The following is a 14,933-nucleotide window of genomic DNA, read 5'->3' on the forward strand; positions in this document are numbered from 1 at the left end:
GATGTGGACTGCAGATGTGGGCTGCGGATGTGGGCTGCGGGTGGGGTGGAACAGCAGCTGTTCTTACACAGCAGAAGGGCGGGTGCGCGGTATTCCGCGACCCGCCCTTCTGCAGAGCTTCTGTACCGGGTGGCGGTGTTACTCCGCCGGGGCCGGGACGATGTTGACGACGCGGCGTCCGCGCCGGGTACCGAACTCGACGCGGCCCTCGGCCAGCGCGAACAGCGTGTCGTCGCCGCCACGGCCGACCAGGTCGCCCGGGTGGAAGTGCGTGCCACGCTGACGGACGATGATCTCGCCGGCGTTGACCAGCTGACCGCCGAACCGCTTCACGCCGAGCCGCTGCGCGTTGGAGTCGCGACCGTTACGGGTCGACGCTGCTCCCTTTTTGTGTGCCATGACTGAATCAGCTCACTTCTTCTTGGCGTCGATCGCGGTGACCTTGACCTGGGTGTAGTGCTGACGGTGCCCCTGGCGCTTGCGGTAACCGGTCTTGTTCTTGTACTTGAGGATGGTGATCTTCGGGCCCTTGGTGCGGCCCAGGACCTCGGCCGACACGGCTACCTTGGCCAGCGCCGCGGCATCGGTCGTCACGGTGTCGCCATCGACGACCAGGACTGCCGGCAGGGACACGGTGTCGCCCACCGCGTCTGTCAGGCTGTCGATCTCGATGACATCGCCGACGGCGACCTTCTGCTGGGTGCCGCCACTGCGCACGATCGCGTACACCGTGGATCTCACTCTCTGCTGGTTCGGAAAACTTACCGAGCTGCGGGACCGGGAGGAATCCTCACACTGTCACGCTGCCCACACATACAGGCGGCACGCACCAAGCGCGCCGAACACTCAGTCTACAACGGGGGCGCTGCAAACTTAAAATCGGTTCAATGGCTGCTCGAGACGAGCTCGGCGCCCGTTCCAGGCCCGCCATCTGAGCTACCACCAGAGCCATCTGCCGAGCCTTCGCCGGCATTGTCTCCAGCGCTCTCGGAGTCGGCCGACTTGCCCCGGCCACGGCTGCTGCGCCGCCGCCTGGTGCTCGTGGACCGGGTAGACCCGTTCTGAGCCTGCTCAGCCTCAGCTCCGACCGTCGTGGTCGCCTCGGCCGACTCGACCGGCGCCGGGAAACCCGTCGCCTCCGGGCTGACCTGAGCCTCGGCCTCCGCTGACACCGGGTAGCCGGTCGGCTCCGCCGTACCGGACTCTGCCGGTCCGGAGCCTTCCTTCTTGGCGGTCGCGGCGGCGATCTGGGCGAGATGCTGCGCCGCGTCGCCGTTGTGGCCGTTGCTCTGGGCCGCTTCGGTCTCGGTCTGCTCGTCGTCGGCGCGGCCCTTGCCGCGGCCGCGCCGGCGAGACGACTTGCGCGGCTCGTCGGACTGGGCAGCCTGCGCGGCGGGCTTGGAGGCGTTCTGCTCCTGGCCGTTGCGGCTGTCGCGGCGACGCGACTCCTTCGGCTCGTCGTGCAGGATCAGGCCGCGGCCACCGCAGTGGTCGCAGTTCTCGCTGAACGCCTCGAGCAGCCCGGTGCCGATCCGCTTGCGGGTCATCTGGACCAGGCCGAGCGAGGTGACCTCGGCCACCTGGTGCTTGGTCCGGTCGCGGCCCAGGCACTCCACCAGCCGGCGCAGCACCAGGTCGCGGTTCGACTCCAGGACCATGTCGATGAAGTCGATCACGATGATGCCGCCGATGTCGCGGAGCCGGAGCTGCCGGACGATCTCCTCGGCCGCTTCCAGGTTGTTCTTGGTGACCGTCTCCTCGAGGTTGCCCCCGGAGCCGGTGAACTTGCCGGTGTTGACGTCGACGACGGTCATCGCCTCGGTCCGGTCGATGATCAGCGAACCACCCGACGGCAGCCAGACCTTGCGGTCCAGCGCCTTCTTGATCTGCTCGTCGATCCGGTAGCTCGAGAAGACGTCACCATCACTCGTCCACTTCTCGACCCGGTCGGCCAGGTGCGGTGCGACCGAGGAGACGTACTCCTTGACCTGGTCGTACGCGGCGCTGCCGGAGATGACCAGCTTGGTGAAGTCCTCGGTGAACAGGTCGCGGACCACGCGGATCAGCAGATCCGGCTCGCCGTGCAGGAGCTGCGGCGCCTGGCCCGACTTCGACAGCTTGTCGATCTCTTCCCAGTACCCCTGCAGGCGGCTGACGTCCGCGGTCAGCTCGTCCTCGGTCGCGCCCTCGGCCGCGGTCCGGACGATCACGCCCGCCTCGTCCGGGACGATGTCCTTGAGGATGCCCTTCAGCCGGTTCCGCTCGGTGTCGGGGAGCTTGCGGCTGATACCGCCGTTGCCTCCGCGCGGGACGTACACGACGTACCGGCCGGGCAGGCTGATCTGGTTGGTGAGACGCGCGCCCTTGTGACCGATCGGGTCCTTGGTCACCTGGACCAGGACGGCCTGACCGGACTTCAGCACCTGCTCGATCTTGCGCGGGCCGTTGGAACCACCCAGGGTGCCCCAGTCGACCTCACCGGCGTACAGAACCGCGTTGCGGCCCTTGCCGATATCGATGAACGCGGCCTCCATGCTGGGCAGCACGTTCTGCACGCGACCGAGGTACACGTTGCCGATCAGCGAGCTCTGCTCCGCGGTCGTCACGTAGTGCTCGACCAGAACGTTGTCCTCGGAGACCGCGATCTGGGTGACGTCCTCGCGGGACCGGATCACCATCGTCCGCTCGACCGACTCGCGCCGGGCCAGGAACTCGGCCTCGGTGACGATCGGCGCGCGGCGGCGACCGGCGGCGCGACCCTCGCGGCGGCGCTGCTTCTTCGCCTCGAGGCGGGTCGAGCCCTCGACCGCGGTGATCTCGTTGTTGACGGTCTTGCTGCGCGGCTCACGCACCCGTACGACGGTCTCGTCCGGGTCGTCGGGTGAGCTGGCGCTGTCCTCGCCCTTGCGGCGGCGGCGACGCCGGCGACGCCGGGACGAACTGCCGCCCTCGCCGTCGTCCTCGGAGTCGTCGGCCGAGCTCGCGTCCGCGTCGGCGTCGCCCGCGGAGTCGCTCTCGGAACCGTTGTCCGCGTCGTCCTGCTCGTCGTCCTCGGACTGCTCGTCGGAGCTGTCGTCGGCGTCGGTGTCGCCCGCCTTACGACGGCGACGGCCACCGCGGCGGCGACGGCGACGGCGAGTCCCCTCGCCACCTTCCTCGCCGTCGTCGGAGTGGGCCCCCGACTGCTCGTCCTGCTCGTCGTCGTGCTCGTCGGTGTCGTCCTCGTCCGCGACCTCGACCGGCTGGACGGTCTTCGGACCGGACCGGCCACGGGAGCGCGAACTGGTCTCCGGAGCGGACTGCGACTCGTCCTCAACCTCGGGGGCGTCGGTGTCGCGGGTCTCGACCTCGCGGGCCTCGGCGTCGCGACCACGACGGCTCCGGCGACGGCGGGTCGTCGACGGCTGCTCGTCGGCAGCCGGCTCCGCGCTCGGCTGGGTCGGTGCGGTGGCTTCGACCGGGCTGGTCGCCGCGGCCTGCGCGGGAGCCTGAGCCGGTACGTCGGTGGGCGCCTGGAACAGCACCGCGGCAGCGGCCGGGGCGCGGCGACGGGTACGACGGGTGCCCGACTCCTCGGCCGGGGTCTCCGCGAGGCCCTCTTCGGCCGGCGCTGCATCGGTCGGCACGCCGGCGGTCGGGAAGATCGCGCTGGGCGCCTCGTCCGGGACGGGGGCAGCGGTCTTGGTGCCACGTCGCCGCGACGAGCGCTTGGACGCCGGCGCGCCGGACTCCGTGGCGGGGCCGGTCGCGTTCGAGCCGGAGGCGACTTCGGCTTCGGCTACGGGACCGTCGGTGACTGGGGAATCGGTGGCGACGAGGCCGGTGGTCGACTTCTTCGCGGCGCGCTTGCGGGTGGTCTTCTTCGCGACCGGCGCGCTCTCGACGACCGGGCCGCCATCGGCCGGGGTCGTGGCCTCGGTCAGCTCCGGGAACGTGTCCTGACCAGCTGCCTTCTTCGCCGTGCGCTTCGCGGTCTTCTTCGCGGTCTGAGCACCTGTCTGGGCCGTCTGGGCGGTCGGGGCCGCAGCCGCCTTCTTGACCGTGGTCTTCTTGGCGGCCGCCTTCTTCACGGCGGCCTTCTTGGCCTGCGCCGGGAGCGGATCGGCCGACTGGCCGTCGTCCTGGGTCGGGACCGCCTCGGCGGTCTTCTTCACCGTGCGCTTGCGCGTCGTGGTGGTCTTCTTCGCGGCAGGCGCCTTCTTGGCGGTCCTGCGAGTGGCCGACCGGCTGGTCCCGGCGTCTGCCGGGCCGCCGTTCGGCTCGTTGTTCGGCTCGTTGTCGAGCATGTGGTGCGGGTCTCCTCAAGCCTTCCGGCGCATCCTGCGACCCCTGTCACGGGTCCGGCGCAGCCACTGCGAAGGCGGTCACGGTTCGCCACTCCGACTCAGAGCCGTCGCGGCGGAAGCCTGCTGGATCCGCTCCGCCCGCGCTCAGGGCACAGAGGGAGCGGCGGCGTCGCCCTCCGCTGAATGCGTCTGGTGGGGACCTACCTGGCCGGTCGCGGTCGCCTGGGTGGCGTCGCGGTCACGAGCGAGCGGGTCGTCCACCGTGCCGGTCGCCGCGGTGAGCGGGCCCTGGGCGAGCCTGGTCAAAAGAGCCGGGCCCGTCACCGGGAGCGCCGCAACCGCCAGCAAGCCGGCGAGAACGTCGTCGGGTCTCACGGCCGGGGTTCCGTGCCGTAACACCACTTGCAGTATCGCACACACCGCAACCGACGCCGGTTCGGACGCGACGGTGAGTCGCAGAACGGCGTCCCGACAGTCGAACGAGCGAAGTCCCCGTTTGGTCATGCGCTCGACCAGAATTTCCTCCCGGCCCAGGAACCCCTCCACCGCAGCCGCGGCCGTGGCCTCATCCACGCCGGGTAACGCGATCAGCCACTCGCTGGCCTCCAGCCGGTCGGCCAGCGCCCCGGGACCTGCCACCACCACTTCGAGTACGTCGAGACCGGGCGGGAGCGCCTCGTCCAGGGCGGCCCGGACCTGCTCAGGGTCCCGCTCGTGTGTGAGCGAGATCTCCAGATACTCCGCCTCGGACGCGGCTCCGGTCGGCGCGGCACCGGCGTACGAGATCTTGGGGTGCGGGCTGAAACCGTGCGAGAACGCCACCGGCAGCTCGGCGCGGCGGACGGCGCGCTCGAACGCCCGCTGGAAGTCGCGGTGTGAGGTGAATCGCAGCCGCCCGCGCTTGGCGAACCGGATCCGCAGTTTCTGGACCGCGGGGAGCTGCTGCGACGGCGGGGCTTGAACTGGTGGCACGCCTGCATTGTGTCAGGAGACGCGCCCGGGGATGACTCCGTGCGCAGCGAGGGCATTCCGGGTGCGTTCCTGCTGGAGGTTGGCGTAGAGCACAACGGCGAGGGCCGCGAGCGCGTACCCGAAGGTCAGCACGTCAGGCGTCCAGTGACCGAGTACGGCGAACCCGAGCGCGCCGGCCGTCGATGCCAGGAGCAGGATCACGATCTGTCGCAGGGAGCGGACGTACAGCGCAACCACGGCCGACGGGAAGCGGTTGCCGGCGTACCGGAGGATGGTTCGGCGACCGTGATTCGCCTCCAGCGCGGCGATCAGGCTGAAACAGGCGAAGAGAACGAACCAGCGGGTGGCCAGGAGGTCGTCGCGGTCGAGGGACAACACGATGAACAGGCCGGCCTGGGCGAGGAAGACCAGGGCCAGGCTCGTGGTCGCGAAGACCTCGACCCGGGTCAGGTAGAGCCTGGCGCCGAACGAGACCGCCAGATACTCGAGCACGCCGGCCGCTACGCCGGTGAACCACATCACGACCTTCGCGGCGTACGTCCACTCGAGGAACGGGCCCTCGATCAGAGCAGGGAGAGCGGTCGCGGCGACGCCGAGGGAGATACCGGCGATGACTGTCAGCAGCATCCGGTAATCCTCGGCCCCGCTCGCGTCCTGTGCGGTCATGATCAGCTCACGGCTGGGCCGCGGATCTGCCGGTCAGGTAGAGCGCCCAGCCGAGGAATCCGAACGAGATCAGCGCCAGGAAAGTGCGGACCAGGTTGAAGGCGACCCACTTGGACTCGTCGAACGCGGCCCGCGCGGCGGCGACGTCGATCGTGTTCGGGTCGCCGGCCGCCTTGAGCGCGTCGTTCAGCGGGACGTTCACGGCGATCGTCAGGATGATCGTGACCAGGTAGAGGACGAAGGCGACCGCGATCCACGGCAGTGCCTTCTCCTTCAGGCTGAGCAGGCCGGCCAGCGCAGTGAGCAGCAGCGCCCCGATGAACCCGAGCCCGAGGAACAGCGGGTTGACGATGGCCCGGTCGACCGCCGTGAACGCGGCGACGAACGTCTTGTCGTCGGTCTTCGCGAGACCGGGCATGAACGCGTTCGCGTAGATCCCGTACACGCCGGCCACCAGCCCGGTCGTCATGGTGGCCGCCAGCAACGACGCCACTCGCAGTCCGTTCATTTCACTCCTCCAGTACGGCGGGACGTTGTCGCCCCGCACTGGAAAAGTTAGAGCCGCTCACCTTTCAAAAACATGTCACCAGAACTCACATCCATGTCTCCGAAACTCACAGGGTGGCGCACTGGCCGGAGCGGGGGCCCGCAACTCGGTTGGGGGCTTGGAGGTTCGTCGGGGACGGGGTGTTGGCGGTGCAGCTGAGCGGTCCTTGGATCGTGTTGCCGGCCAGCGCGGCGGGGTCCGCGCCGCGGGTGCCGGCGATAGCCACCGGGCCTTGGATCGTGGCTCCGATCAGCACCAGGCTGCGGGTGAGACGGTCGGTGCTGACCGGACCGCCGACAGTGCTTCTGATCAGCTGGAGATCGGCGGCTTGATCGGCTCGGACCGGGCCGGCGATGCGGCTGTCGGTGGCGATCAGCGAAGCTCCGGCGCCTATCAGGACGGGACCGTTGATCGTGGCACCGACCAGGCAGGTAACTCCAGAACGCAAGTACAGCGGGCCTTTTCGGACATCTGTGATGGTTGTGGTGCAGGCAGGGGCCGGACGCAACAACGTGACGGCGAAGCGTTTCGGCGTACCGATGTTGCCGGAGGCATCGATCGCGCGGTACTCGACCTGGTGCCGTCCGTATCCGGGCGGTACGTCGTCCCACGGCACCACCCGCGGCACACCGAGCTTGCCGTAGACGAGGTGGTCGATCTCGGTCCCCTCAGCGGTGAACCGGAACGGCGCCGACGCGTCGGTCGGCCAACCGTAGTAGTTGTACCAACCGTCGCCGTCCACCCGGAACTCCGGTACGACGTACCCCGCGCTGTCGTCCGTCGCGGCCAGACCCATCGTGAACGCGTCGTTGTAGATGTACTCCGGACCAGTCGCCTTCTGCACAGTGAGCAACGGCTTGGACATGGTCGACTGGACGACCGGCTCGGTCCCGTCCACCGCCCAGGTCAGCGTCTCGGCACCGGTCCGGGCGGTCAGCGTGTGCCGGCCGACCAGCTTCAACGGCTCGAGATCGAAGTCGCGATCGTTCCCGGGGTTGGCCACCGGCTTGCCGTCCACGAGCCACGTCACCGCGGGCTGTTCGGAGTCCGATTGCGTCGTCTCGGCGTACACGACCTCGTCGGCGCTGACCGGATGCTCGGTCGACGTCGACCCGGTGAACCGCACCGGATCCCCGGACGGCTTGGCGGCCAGCGCAGTGTTGACCGTCCACGAGCGGGAAGCAGTCGGCCGTACGGCGGGATCCCGGATGAACGTCGTGTTGTCCACAATCGTCGCCGTGAGCGTGTGCTGGCCGGCCGAGATCTCCAGTGTGGACAGGTCGATCGCACGACTGTTCCCGACCGGGATCGCCGTACCGTCCAATGTCCAGTTCACGTCGAGCTCGTGGTCGACCGGATGCAGCGTCTGCAACCAGACCACCTGGTCCGCAGCCACTTGCCCGACCGGCGTACTGCCCTGGAAGAGCGCCGCGCGGGCCGAGATCCGCTGCGTCATCCGCTCCCGCGCGACCTGGTCGAAGTAGTACCCCAGCGCCTTCATCATCGAGTGCGCACTCGGCCGCCACACCCCGGATCCGGCGTACATGCCGCCTTCGTAGCGGCCGATCACCCCGCCGGACTCGGATGGCTCCCCCAGCCACCGGAACCACTTCTGTTGCTGGTCGCGCATCTGCTGCTCGGTCAGCAACGTGTGGTGGATCGACGCCGGTTCGCCACCCTCGTACGGCGCTCCACGCTCACCGCGGGCGTAGTAGTCGTACTCGTCCTGCAGGCCGCCGAGCGAGTGACCCAGCTCGTGCGGTGTGATCAACGCGGACAGCGCGTTGCCGCCGGAGGCCGTGGCGTAGGTGCCGCCGGCTCCGCCGTACGTGTCGCTGTTGCCGATGGCAAGGATCTGCCGGTTGGCGGCGGTCGTGCCGGGGACCAGGTCGGCGTACTGGGCCGCGGCCGACGAGCTGACCGTGAGCAACCGCTGGACGCTGCCCGGGTTGCAACCGCCCCAGAACCCCATCTGCAGCGGGGTGTCGACCTTGGGCGAGGTGAGGTCGGGATCGCAATCGACGCCGCTCTCCGGCGAGGCGATCTCGACCGCGTACACGTTGACGTAGTTGCGGTACGACTTGAACGGCTCGATGCTCCACAGGATGTTCAGGTGCTTGTCGACCTGCTCGCGGAACTTCGGCAGCTCGGCCGCGGTGTAGCCGTCGCCCATCACCACGAGGTTGAACCTGGACGACGCCGGGCCGGTGACCTGGATCGGCACCACCTTCGCGGCGGGTCCAGCGGCTTGCGTCGTACCGATGCCCGCGCCGCTCGCGAAGACCGCTGCCAGCACCCCCAGTACGGCGGTCAGGCCTCTGGCGCGCATGATCCCTCCCCAGCGTGGGCGACACTGCCGTGAGCAGCTTACGAAGCCGCGCCGTTCGGTGTCAGGAGTTCCCGCGTGGCGACTTGCGGGCCAAGCGGGCATTCGTGCGGCATCATGAGGGGTCGGGGAACTGTGAGGAGAGGACATCGATGACGGAACCGGCGCAGTCGCGGCGACCTGAGCCGGACCCTGCGCTCGTGGACGCGGGCGAGGGCGACGGCAAGGGCATCTACTGGATGCTGAAGAACGTGCTGGTCGGCCCGCCGGTCAAGCGCATCTTCCGGCCGATCGTGATCGGTGCCGAGAACGTGCCGGAGACCGGGCCGGCGATCATCGCCAGCAACCACCTCTCGTACTCCGACTGGGTCTTCATGCCGGTGGTGCTGCGGCGCCGGGTCACGTTCGTGGCGAAATCCGACTACTTCACCGGCGCCGGCATCAAGGGCAGGTTCCAGCGCGGGTTCTTCAAGGGCACCGGGCAGGTCCCGATCGACCGGTCCGGCGGATCGGCGTCCGAGGGCGCGATGCGCGCCGGGATGAAGGTGCTGGAGCGCGGCGAGCTGTTCGGGATCTACCCCGAGGGCACCCGCTCGCACGACGGCCGCCTCTACAAGGGCCGGACCGGCGTCGCCCGGCTGGCGCTGGAGGCCAAGGTCCCGGTCATCCCGTGCGGCGTGATCGGCACCGATGTGGTCGCCCCGCCCGGCAAGGTGGTCGCGTCGTTCGCCTCCCCCACGATCAAGTTCGGCGAGCCGCTGGACTTCTCCCGGTACGAGGGGATGGAGAGCGACCGGCTGATCCTGCGCGCGGTCACCGACGAGATCATGTACAAGATCATGGAGCTGTCCGGCCAGGAGTACATCGACATGTACGCCACCAAGGCCAAGCAGCTGGAGGGCCGGGCGACCACCGGCGCCCCGAAGAAGGTCCGCAAGTCGGACACCTGATCCGGCTGTTGAGATGGCATAGGTCTAGTCTTTTAGACCGTGGACGGACCTATCGCTTATCAGGGTGAGCCAGGCGCGAATTCGGCGATGGCGTGCACCGAGATGTTTCCGGACCGCAAGCAGTTGCCGTGTACGACGTTCGAGGACGCGCTCGAGGCGGTCAGCAGCGGGCGCGCCGGGCTGGCGATGATCCCGGTCGACAACTCGATCGCGGGCCGGGTGGCCGACATCCACCACCTGCTGCCCGAGTCCGGGCTGCACATCGTCGGTGAGCACTTCCTTCCGATCCACTTCCAGCTGCTCGGCACCCCGGGTACGTCGATCGACCGCATCCGGACCGTCCGCAGTCACGTGCACGCGCTCGGGCAGTGCCGGAAGATCATCCGCGAACACGGCTGGTCCACGGTGGTCGCCGACGACACCGCGGGCGCGGCCCGCGAGGTCTCCGAGCTGGCCGACCCGACCGTCGCGTCGCTCTCGCCCCGGGCGGCCGCGAACCTGTACGGGCTCGAGACCCTGGCCTCCGATGTCGAGGACGAGCACCACAACACGACTCGGTTCCTGGTGCTGTCGCGGGAGCCCGACGTACCGCCGGTCGGCTCGGGTCCGACCATCACCAGCTTCGTCTACCGCGTGCGGAACGTCTCGGCCGCGCTGTACAAGGCGCTCGGCGGATTCGCCACGAACAACGTGAACATGACCAAGCTGGAGTCGTACCAGCTCGGCGGCATGTTCTTCGCCACCCAGTTCTACGCCGACGTCGAAGGGCACCCCGAGGACCCGAACGTGGCCCTCGCGCTGGAGGAACTCGCGTTCTTCTCGGTCGAGGTGCGCATCCTCGGCGTCTACCCGGCCAACGAGTTCCGCGCGCAGATCGCCGAGCCCGCGGCCAACCGGGCGCTGCGCCCACATCACTGATACACAAGGGATTCGCCCGGCCTGTCGTAGGGTCGGGGTCATGCGAATCGTTGCGGTGGACGGGCAGGACGCGGCCGAGTTCGAGCGTTTCTACGAGGTGCGGAATGCCGTCCGGCGCGCCGAGCTCCATCGCCCAACGAACCCTGTGGAACGCGAGATCTAGGTGAACGTCCAGGTGGGGTGAGTCTTGGCGAGAAGGGGGCGGTGGGTGGGCCAGGGGGTTGTGGGGGTTGGGGTTACGTCGAGGAGGGAGGGGTGGCCGCCGCGGAGGCGGTAGCCCCAGGAGAAGCCGGCCAGTGGGGTGACGGTTCGGGAGCGGATGACGTCGGGGACGACTACCAGGAAGGTGTCGGCCTGCCAGGTGCCGTCGGGGTGGTCGGGGTTCGCGGGGGCGTCGAAGAAGGTGGGGAGGTAGCCGTAGGTGTAGAAGGGATCGGTGTGGTCGAGGTTCGGGGCCAGGTCGACAGATACGGCGCCGTCGTACTCCCGGGTGATGATCTGGATCCAGCCCATGATCGCGTTCAGGCCATGGCCGTGGTAGCGCAGGCTCGCCGTACAGATGGGGAAGCCACGGAAGGCCTCCGCGTTCAGATCGGGGACGACGAGTTGGTGTCCGGAGGCCCAGGGGTCGTCGTTCGGGATGACGCGAACCGAGATCAGGCCGCGGTGAGCGCGGGTTTCGAACGGGATGGACAGCTCTTGGCGCATGGCGCTCCCCTGTGACGTTTCCGCAATTCTCCTACGGGCGCTGAAATCTCAGGCCCGCCGCGCGTACGAGGATCGCCCCGGACACGCCGAGTGGCCGCGACGGCACTGCGTGTTCCTGGTGAAGTAGCACAGGTGACCACTTCAGGCCGTCGTCCGAAGAAGCTGCTTGTTGTCGCGATGCTGCTTGCGCTGTTCCCACTTGCGCCGGCACAGGCGACCGCGTTACCGATCGCCGCGCCTGTTAGTGCGCAAACGTCGATGTCTCGCGGTGCTGAGGTTGTTGCGGTCACGAAGGTCGCCGATCGGCTCACCGACCTCTCCGTACGGTCGCCTGCCCTGGGCAACCGCGTGGTCAAGGTCCGACTGCTCACACCGGACGGCTGGAACCCCGCCGATCGTCGGCAGCACTGGCCGACGTTCTGGTTGCTGCACGGATGCTGTGGTGACTACACCTCCTGGTCGGGCACGGACATCGCGAAGATCGACAGTCTGCGCAAGGTGCTCGTGGTGATGCCGGAAGCGGGCTGGAACGGCTGGTACAGCAACTGGTGGAACTACGGCGCCGGCGGCGACCCGGCCTGGGAAACCTTCCACACCGTCGAATTGCGGCAACTCCTCGAGCACGGCTGGGGTGCGAGCAGCAATCGCGTCGTGGCTGGGCTGTCGATGGGCGGACAGGGTGCGCTCCTGTACGCCGCTAGGCATCCAGGCATGTTCCGGGCGGTGGCGGCGTACTCCGGATCGGCGCATCCGTTGCTGAACGACGAATCGGTCAACCGGATCATGGGATTCTTCGCGGGTCAGGGTAACGACCCGCTCCGCGTTTGGGGCGATCCGGTCGCGCAGCGGGATATTTGGGCCGCGCACGATCCGTACTATCTGGCGCGGCAGCTCAAGTCTTTGCCCGTCTACCTCTCCTGCGGGGACGGCACTGCCGGACCGTTCGATCCGCCCGGCAAGACCGACGCGCTGGAGGCCGACTTCAACCGCCAGAACCACGCCCTGGCTGATCAGCTCACCCGGGTCGGCGCGAAGCACCTCACCACCAACTTCTACGGACCTGGCACCCACGGCTGGGCCTACTGGCAACGCGAACTGCACGCATCGCTGCCGATGCTCCTGAAGGCACTCCACGTTCCAGCCTGACCGAAAGGGTCGACGTCGGTTACTGGGTGACTTATCCTGCTGATCCTCTGTAAGTTTCCAACTAGAGGGGACGGATATGAGGAAGCTTCTTGGTGGCGTGGCAGCGACCGCTGCAGTCGCGGCGGGGTTGGTCGTGGGGACTCCGGCACAGGCGTCGACCGCAGGCACTTGTGATCTGGTGACGGGTCCGAGCGTGGGGTACAGCGCGCTGATGCTGTTCGTCGCGGTTGGTCTGGAGGGGTGCTCGAACAGCACGACCGAGGTCCGGGTCGAGCTCCAGAAGGGCGACTCGGCGTCCGGTCCGTTCACCACGGTTGCCGAGACGTACGCGTACTCCGGCGGCGGTGCGTGGTTCGACGAAGGCACCGGCTGCGGCTGGTACGTGGGCGTGGCGCACTGGCAGGACCAGATCGAGACAAGCCCGGTCCCCGCCCACTACTGCAACTAACGCTCAGACGACCGAGAGCGGGAGGAGCTTCTTGCCGGTGGGGCCGATCTGGATTTCGGTGCCCATCTGGGGGCAGACGCCGCAGTCGAAGCAGGGAGTCCAGCGGCAGTCGTCGACCTCGATCGCGCCGTCCTCCTCGAGAGCGTCCTGCCAGTCCTCCCAGAGCCAGTCGCGGTCCAGGCCTGAGTCCAGGTGGTCCCAGGGCAGGACTTCGGCGTACTCCCGCTCTCGGGTCGTGTACCAGGCGAGGTCGACCGGCTCGTCGGCCAGCGCCTTGTCGGTGGCCTCGGCCCAGCGCTCGTACGAGAAGTGCTCGCTCCAGCCGTCGAATCGGCCGCCGTCGCGCCAGACCGCCTCGATCACCCGGCCGATCCGGCGGTCACCGCGCGACAGCAGGCCCTCGATGATGCCGGGCTTGCCGTCGTGGTACCGGTATCCGATCGCCTTCGCGTACTTCTTGTCCGACCGGATCGCCGCGTTCAGCTTGGCCAGCCGGGCGTCGGTCTCCTCGACGCCGAGCTGAGAGGCCCACTGGAACGGCGTGTGCGGCTTCGGCACGAATCCGCCGATCGACACCGTGCAGCGGATGTCGTTGCGCCCGGTCACCTCGCGACCGGTCGCGATCACCCGCTTGGCCAGGTCCGCGATCGCGAGCACGTCCTCGTCGGTCTCGGTCGGCAGGCCGCACATGAAGTACAGCTTCACCTGCCGCCAGCCGTGGCTGTACGCGGCGGCGACGGTACGGATCAGGTCTTCCTCGGTGACCATCTTGTTGATCACCTTGCGCATCCGGTCCGACCCGCCCTCGGGCGCGAACGTCAGTCCGCTCCGGCGGCCGTTGCGCGAGAACTCGTTCGCCAGCGTGATGTTGAAGGCGTCGACCCTTGTCGAAGGCAACGAAAGCGAGACGTTGCCGCCCTCGTACCGATCTCCCAGACCCTTGGCCACTTCGGCGATCTCGCTGTGGTCCGCGGACGACAGGCTCAGCAGCCCGACCTCTTCGAATCCGGACTGCTTCAGCCCGTTCTCGACCATGTCGCCGATCGTGGTGATGCTGCGCTCGCGCACCGGCCGGGTGATCATTCCGGCCTGGCAGAACCGGCAGCCGCGGGTGCAACCGCGGAAGATCTCCACCGAATACCGCTCGTGCACGGTCTCGGCCAGCGGGACCAGCGGCTTCTTCGGGTACGGCCACGCGTCGAGATCCATCACGGTGTGCTTCGCCGTACGGAAAGGAACGCCGGGACGATTCGGTACGACGCGCTGGATCCGGCCGTCGGCCAGATACTCCACGTCGAAGAACTTCGGGATGTACACGCCGCCGGACTTGGCCAGCCGCAGCAGCACCTCGTCCCGCCCGCCCGGGCGACCCTCGTCCTTCCACTCCCGGATCACCTCCGAGATGGCCAGCACGATCTCCTCGCCGTCACCGAGCACGGCCGCGTCGATGAAGTCCGCGATCGGCTCCGGGTTGAACGCTGCATGCCCGCCGGCCAGCACGATCGGGTCCTCGTCGCCCCGGTCCACGGCGTACAGCGGGATCCCGGCGAGGTCGAGCGCGGTCAGCATGTTCGTGTACCCGAGCTCGGTCGAGAATGACAGCCCGAAGACGTCGAACGCCCGCACCGGCCGGTGACTGTCGAGCGTGAACTGCGGGAGGTCGTTGTCCCGCATCACCTTCTCCATGTCCGGCCAGACCGAATAGGTCCGCTCGGCCAGGATGTGGTCGCGCTCGTTGAGCACCTCGTACAGGATCTGGACACCCTGGTTCGGCAGGCCGACCTCGTAGGCGTCCGGATACATCAGCGCCCAGCGCACACTGACCGAGTCCCAGTCCTTGCTGACCGAGTTCAGCTCACCTCCGACGTACTGGATCGGCTTCTGCACACCAGGCAGCAACGCCTCCAGGCGCGGGAACAGCGATTCGACAGTCATCAGGATCTTCCAGTCAGCGGCCAAAGCACCC

At 68.3% G+C, this 14,933-nt stretch carries 14 protein-coding genes; 5 read left to right on the top strand and 9 right to left on the bottom strand.

What is annotated here, in order from left to right:
- Positions 1 to 138: 138 nt before the first annotated feature.
- The 7 genes from rpmA to ACWF4Z_RS33160 form a co-directional block, all read right to left on the bottom strand.
- A complete protein-coding gene (gene rpmA, locus ACWF4Z_RS33130) occupies positions 139 to 399 on the bottom strand; it encodes a 50S ribosomal protein L27 (RefSeq protein ID WP_363689159.1) in 261 nt (86 codons plus the stop codon).
- 12 nt (positions 400 to 411) lie between these two features.
- On the bottom strand, positions 412 to 729 hold the full coding sequence (gene rplU, locus ACWF4Z_RS33135) for a 50S ribosomal protein L21 (RefSeq protein ID WP_452247163.1): 318 nt from the start codon (positions 727 to 729) through the stop codon (positions 412 to 414).
- Between the two features lie 155 nt (positions 730 to 884).
- Entirely contained in the window at positions 885 to 4,286 is a 3,402-nt protein-coding gene (locus tag ACWF4Z_RS33140; RefSeq protein ID WP_452247133.1) for an Rne/Rng family ribonuclease, read from the bottom strand.
- A gap of 144 nt (positions 4,287 to 4,430) precedes the next feature.
- On the bottom strand, positions 4,431 to 5,258 hold the full coding sequence (locus ACWF4Z_RS33145) for a TIGR03936 family radical SAM-associated protein (RefSeq protein WP_452247134.1): 828 nt from the start codon (positions 5,256 to 5,258) through the stop codon (positions 4,431 to 4,433).
- 12 nt (positions 5,259 to 5,270) lie between these two features.
- Positions 5,271 to 5,924, bottom strand: coding sequence for a hypothetical protein (locus ACWF4Z_RS33150; RefSeq protein ID WP_452247135.1), 654 nt, complete (start codon positions 5,922 to 5,924; stop codon positions 5,271 to 5,273).
- Between the two features lie 7 nt (positions 5,925 to 5,931).
- The gene (locus ACWF4Z_RS33155) at positions 5,932 to 6,432 is read right to left on the bottom strand and encodes an anthrone oxygenase family protein (RefSeq protein ID WP_452247136.1); all 501 of its coding nucleotides are present in this window, start codon (positions 6,430 to 6,432) and stop codon (positions 5,932 to 5,934) included.
- Between the two features lie 106 nt (positions 6,433 to 6,538).
- Complete coding sequence (locus ACWF4Z_RS33160) at positions 6,539 to 8,800, bottom strand: M64 family metallopeptidase (RefSeq protein WP_452247137.1); 2,262 nt, start codon at positions 8,798 to 8,800, stop codon at positions 6,539 to 6,541.
- Positions 8,801 to 8,949: 149 nt separating this feature from the next.
- Between ACWF4Z_RS33160 and ACWF4Z_RS33165 the strand changes: the two genes are divergently transcribed.
- The 3 genes from ACWF4Z_RS33165 to ACWF4Z_RS33175 are packed head-to-tail and all read left to right on the top strand — an operon-like array spanning position 8,950 to position 10,828.
- Positions 8,950 to 9,747: a lysophospholipid acyltransferase family protein gene (locus ACWF4Z_RS33165; RefSeq protein WP_452247138.1), complete on the top strand. Its 798-nt coding sequence runs from the start codon at positions 8,950 to 8,952 to the stop codon at positions 9,745 to 9,747.
- A gap of 39 nt (positions 9,748 to 9,786) precedes the next feature.
- Positions 9,787 to 10,665 carry a prephenate dehydratase gene (locus ACWF4Z_RS33170; protein WP_452247139.1) on the top strand — a complete coding sequence of 293 codons (879 nt, stop codon included), beginning with the start codon at positions 9,787 to 9,789 and terminating at the stop codon, positions 10,663 to 10,665.
- 40 nt (positions 10,666 to 10,705) lie between these two features.
- Entirely contained in the window at positions 10,706 to 10,828 is a 123-nt protein-coding gene (locus ACWF4Z_RS33175) for a hypothetical protein (RefSeq protein ID WP_452247140.1), read from the top strand.
- Here ACWF4Z_RS33175 and ACWF4Z_RS33180 read toward each other — a convergent pair.
- Complete coding sequence (locus ACWF4Z_RS33180; protein ID WP_452247141.1) at positions 10,825 to 11,373, bottom strand: hypothetical protein; 549 nt, start codon at positions 11,371 to 11,373, stop codon at positions 10,825 to 10,827. The two genes, ACWF4Z_RS33175 and ACWF4Z_RS33180, sit on opposite strands and share 4 nt — an antisense overlap.
- A 132-nt stretch (positions 11,374 to 11,505) precedes the next feature.
- Here ACWF4Z_RS33180 and ACWF4Z_RS33185 point away from each other — a divergent pair, with 132 nt between their 5' ends.
- The gene (locus tag ACWF4Z_RS33185) at positions 11,506 to 12,519 is read left to right on the top strand and encodes an alpha/beta hydrolase (RefSeq protein WP_452247142.1); all 1,014 of its coding nucleotides are present in this window, start codon (positions 11,506 to 11,508) and stop codon (positions 12,517 to 12,519) included.
- A gap of 76 nt (positions 12,520 to 12,595) precedes the next feature.
- Positions 12,596 to 12,967, top strand: coding sequence for a hypothetical protein (locus ACWF4Z_RS33190; RefSeq protein WP_452247143.1), 372 nt, complete (start codon positions 12,596 to 12,598; stop codon positions 12,965 to 12,967).
- Between the two features lie 3 nt (positions 12,968 to 12,970).
- On the opposite strand, the gene ACWF4Z_RS33195 is transcribed toward ACWF4Z_RS33190, so the two are convergent.
- Positions 12,971 to 14,902: a TIGR03960 family B12-binding radical SAM protein gene (locus ACWF4Z_RS33195; RefSeq protein ID WP_452247144.1), complete on the bottom strand. Its 1,932-nt coding sequence runs from the start codon at positions 14,900 to 14,902 to the stop codon at positions 12,971 to 12,973.
- Positions 14,903 to 14,933: the final 31 nt, after the last annotated feature.

Source organism: Kribbella sp. NPDC055071 (assembly GCF_053608045.1).

What these genes read in the sequence shown, in the direction of transcription:
- rpmA (WP_363689159.1), bottom strand. Translation starts at nt 399, where the DNA reads ATGGCACACAAAAAGGGAGCAGCGTCGACCCGTAACGGTCGCGACTCC.
- ACWF4Z_RS33140 (WP_452247133.1), bottom strand. Translation starts at nt 4,286, where the DNA reads ATGCTCGACAACGAGCCGAACAACGAGCCGAACGGCGGCCCGGCAGAC.
- ACWF4Z_RS33150 (WP_452247135.1), bottom strand. Translation starts at nt 5,924, where the DNA reads ATGACCGCACAGGACGCGAGCGGGGCCGAGGATTACCGGATGCTGCTG.
- ACWF4Z_RS33155 (WP_452247136.1), bottom strand. Translation starts at nt 6,432, where the DNA reads ATGAACGGACTGCGAGTGGCGTCGTTGCTGGCGGCCACCATGACGACC.
- ACWF4Z_RS33160 (WP_452247137.1), bottom strand. Translation starts at nt 8,800, where the DNA reads ATGCGCGCCAGAGGCCTGACCGCCGTACTGGGGGTGCTGGCAGCGGTC.
- ACWF4Z_RS33165 (WP_452247138.1), top strand. Translation starts at nt 8,950, where the DNA reads ATGACGGAACCGGCGCAGTCGCGGCGACCTGAGCCGGACCCTGCGCTC.
- ACWF4Z_RS33175 (WP_452247140.1), top strand. Translation starts at nt 10,706, where the DNA reads ATGCGAATCGTTGCGGTGGACGGGCAGGACGCGGCCGAGTTCGAGCGT.
- ACWF4Z_RS33180 (WP_452247141.1), bottom strand. Translation starts at nt 11,373, where the DNA reads ATGCGCCAAGAGCTGTCCATCCCGTTCGAAACCCGCGCTCACCGCGGC.
- ACWF4Z_RS33190 (WP_452247143.1), top strand. Translation starts at nt 12,596, where the DNA reads ATGAGGAAGCTTCTTGGTGGCGTGGCAGCGACCGCTGCAGTCGCGGCG.
- ACWF4Z_RS33195 (WP_452247144.1), bottom strand. Translation starts at nt 14,902, where the DNA reads ATGACTGTCGAATCGCTGTTCCCGCGCCTGGAGGCGTTGCTGCCTGGT.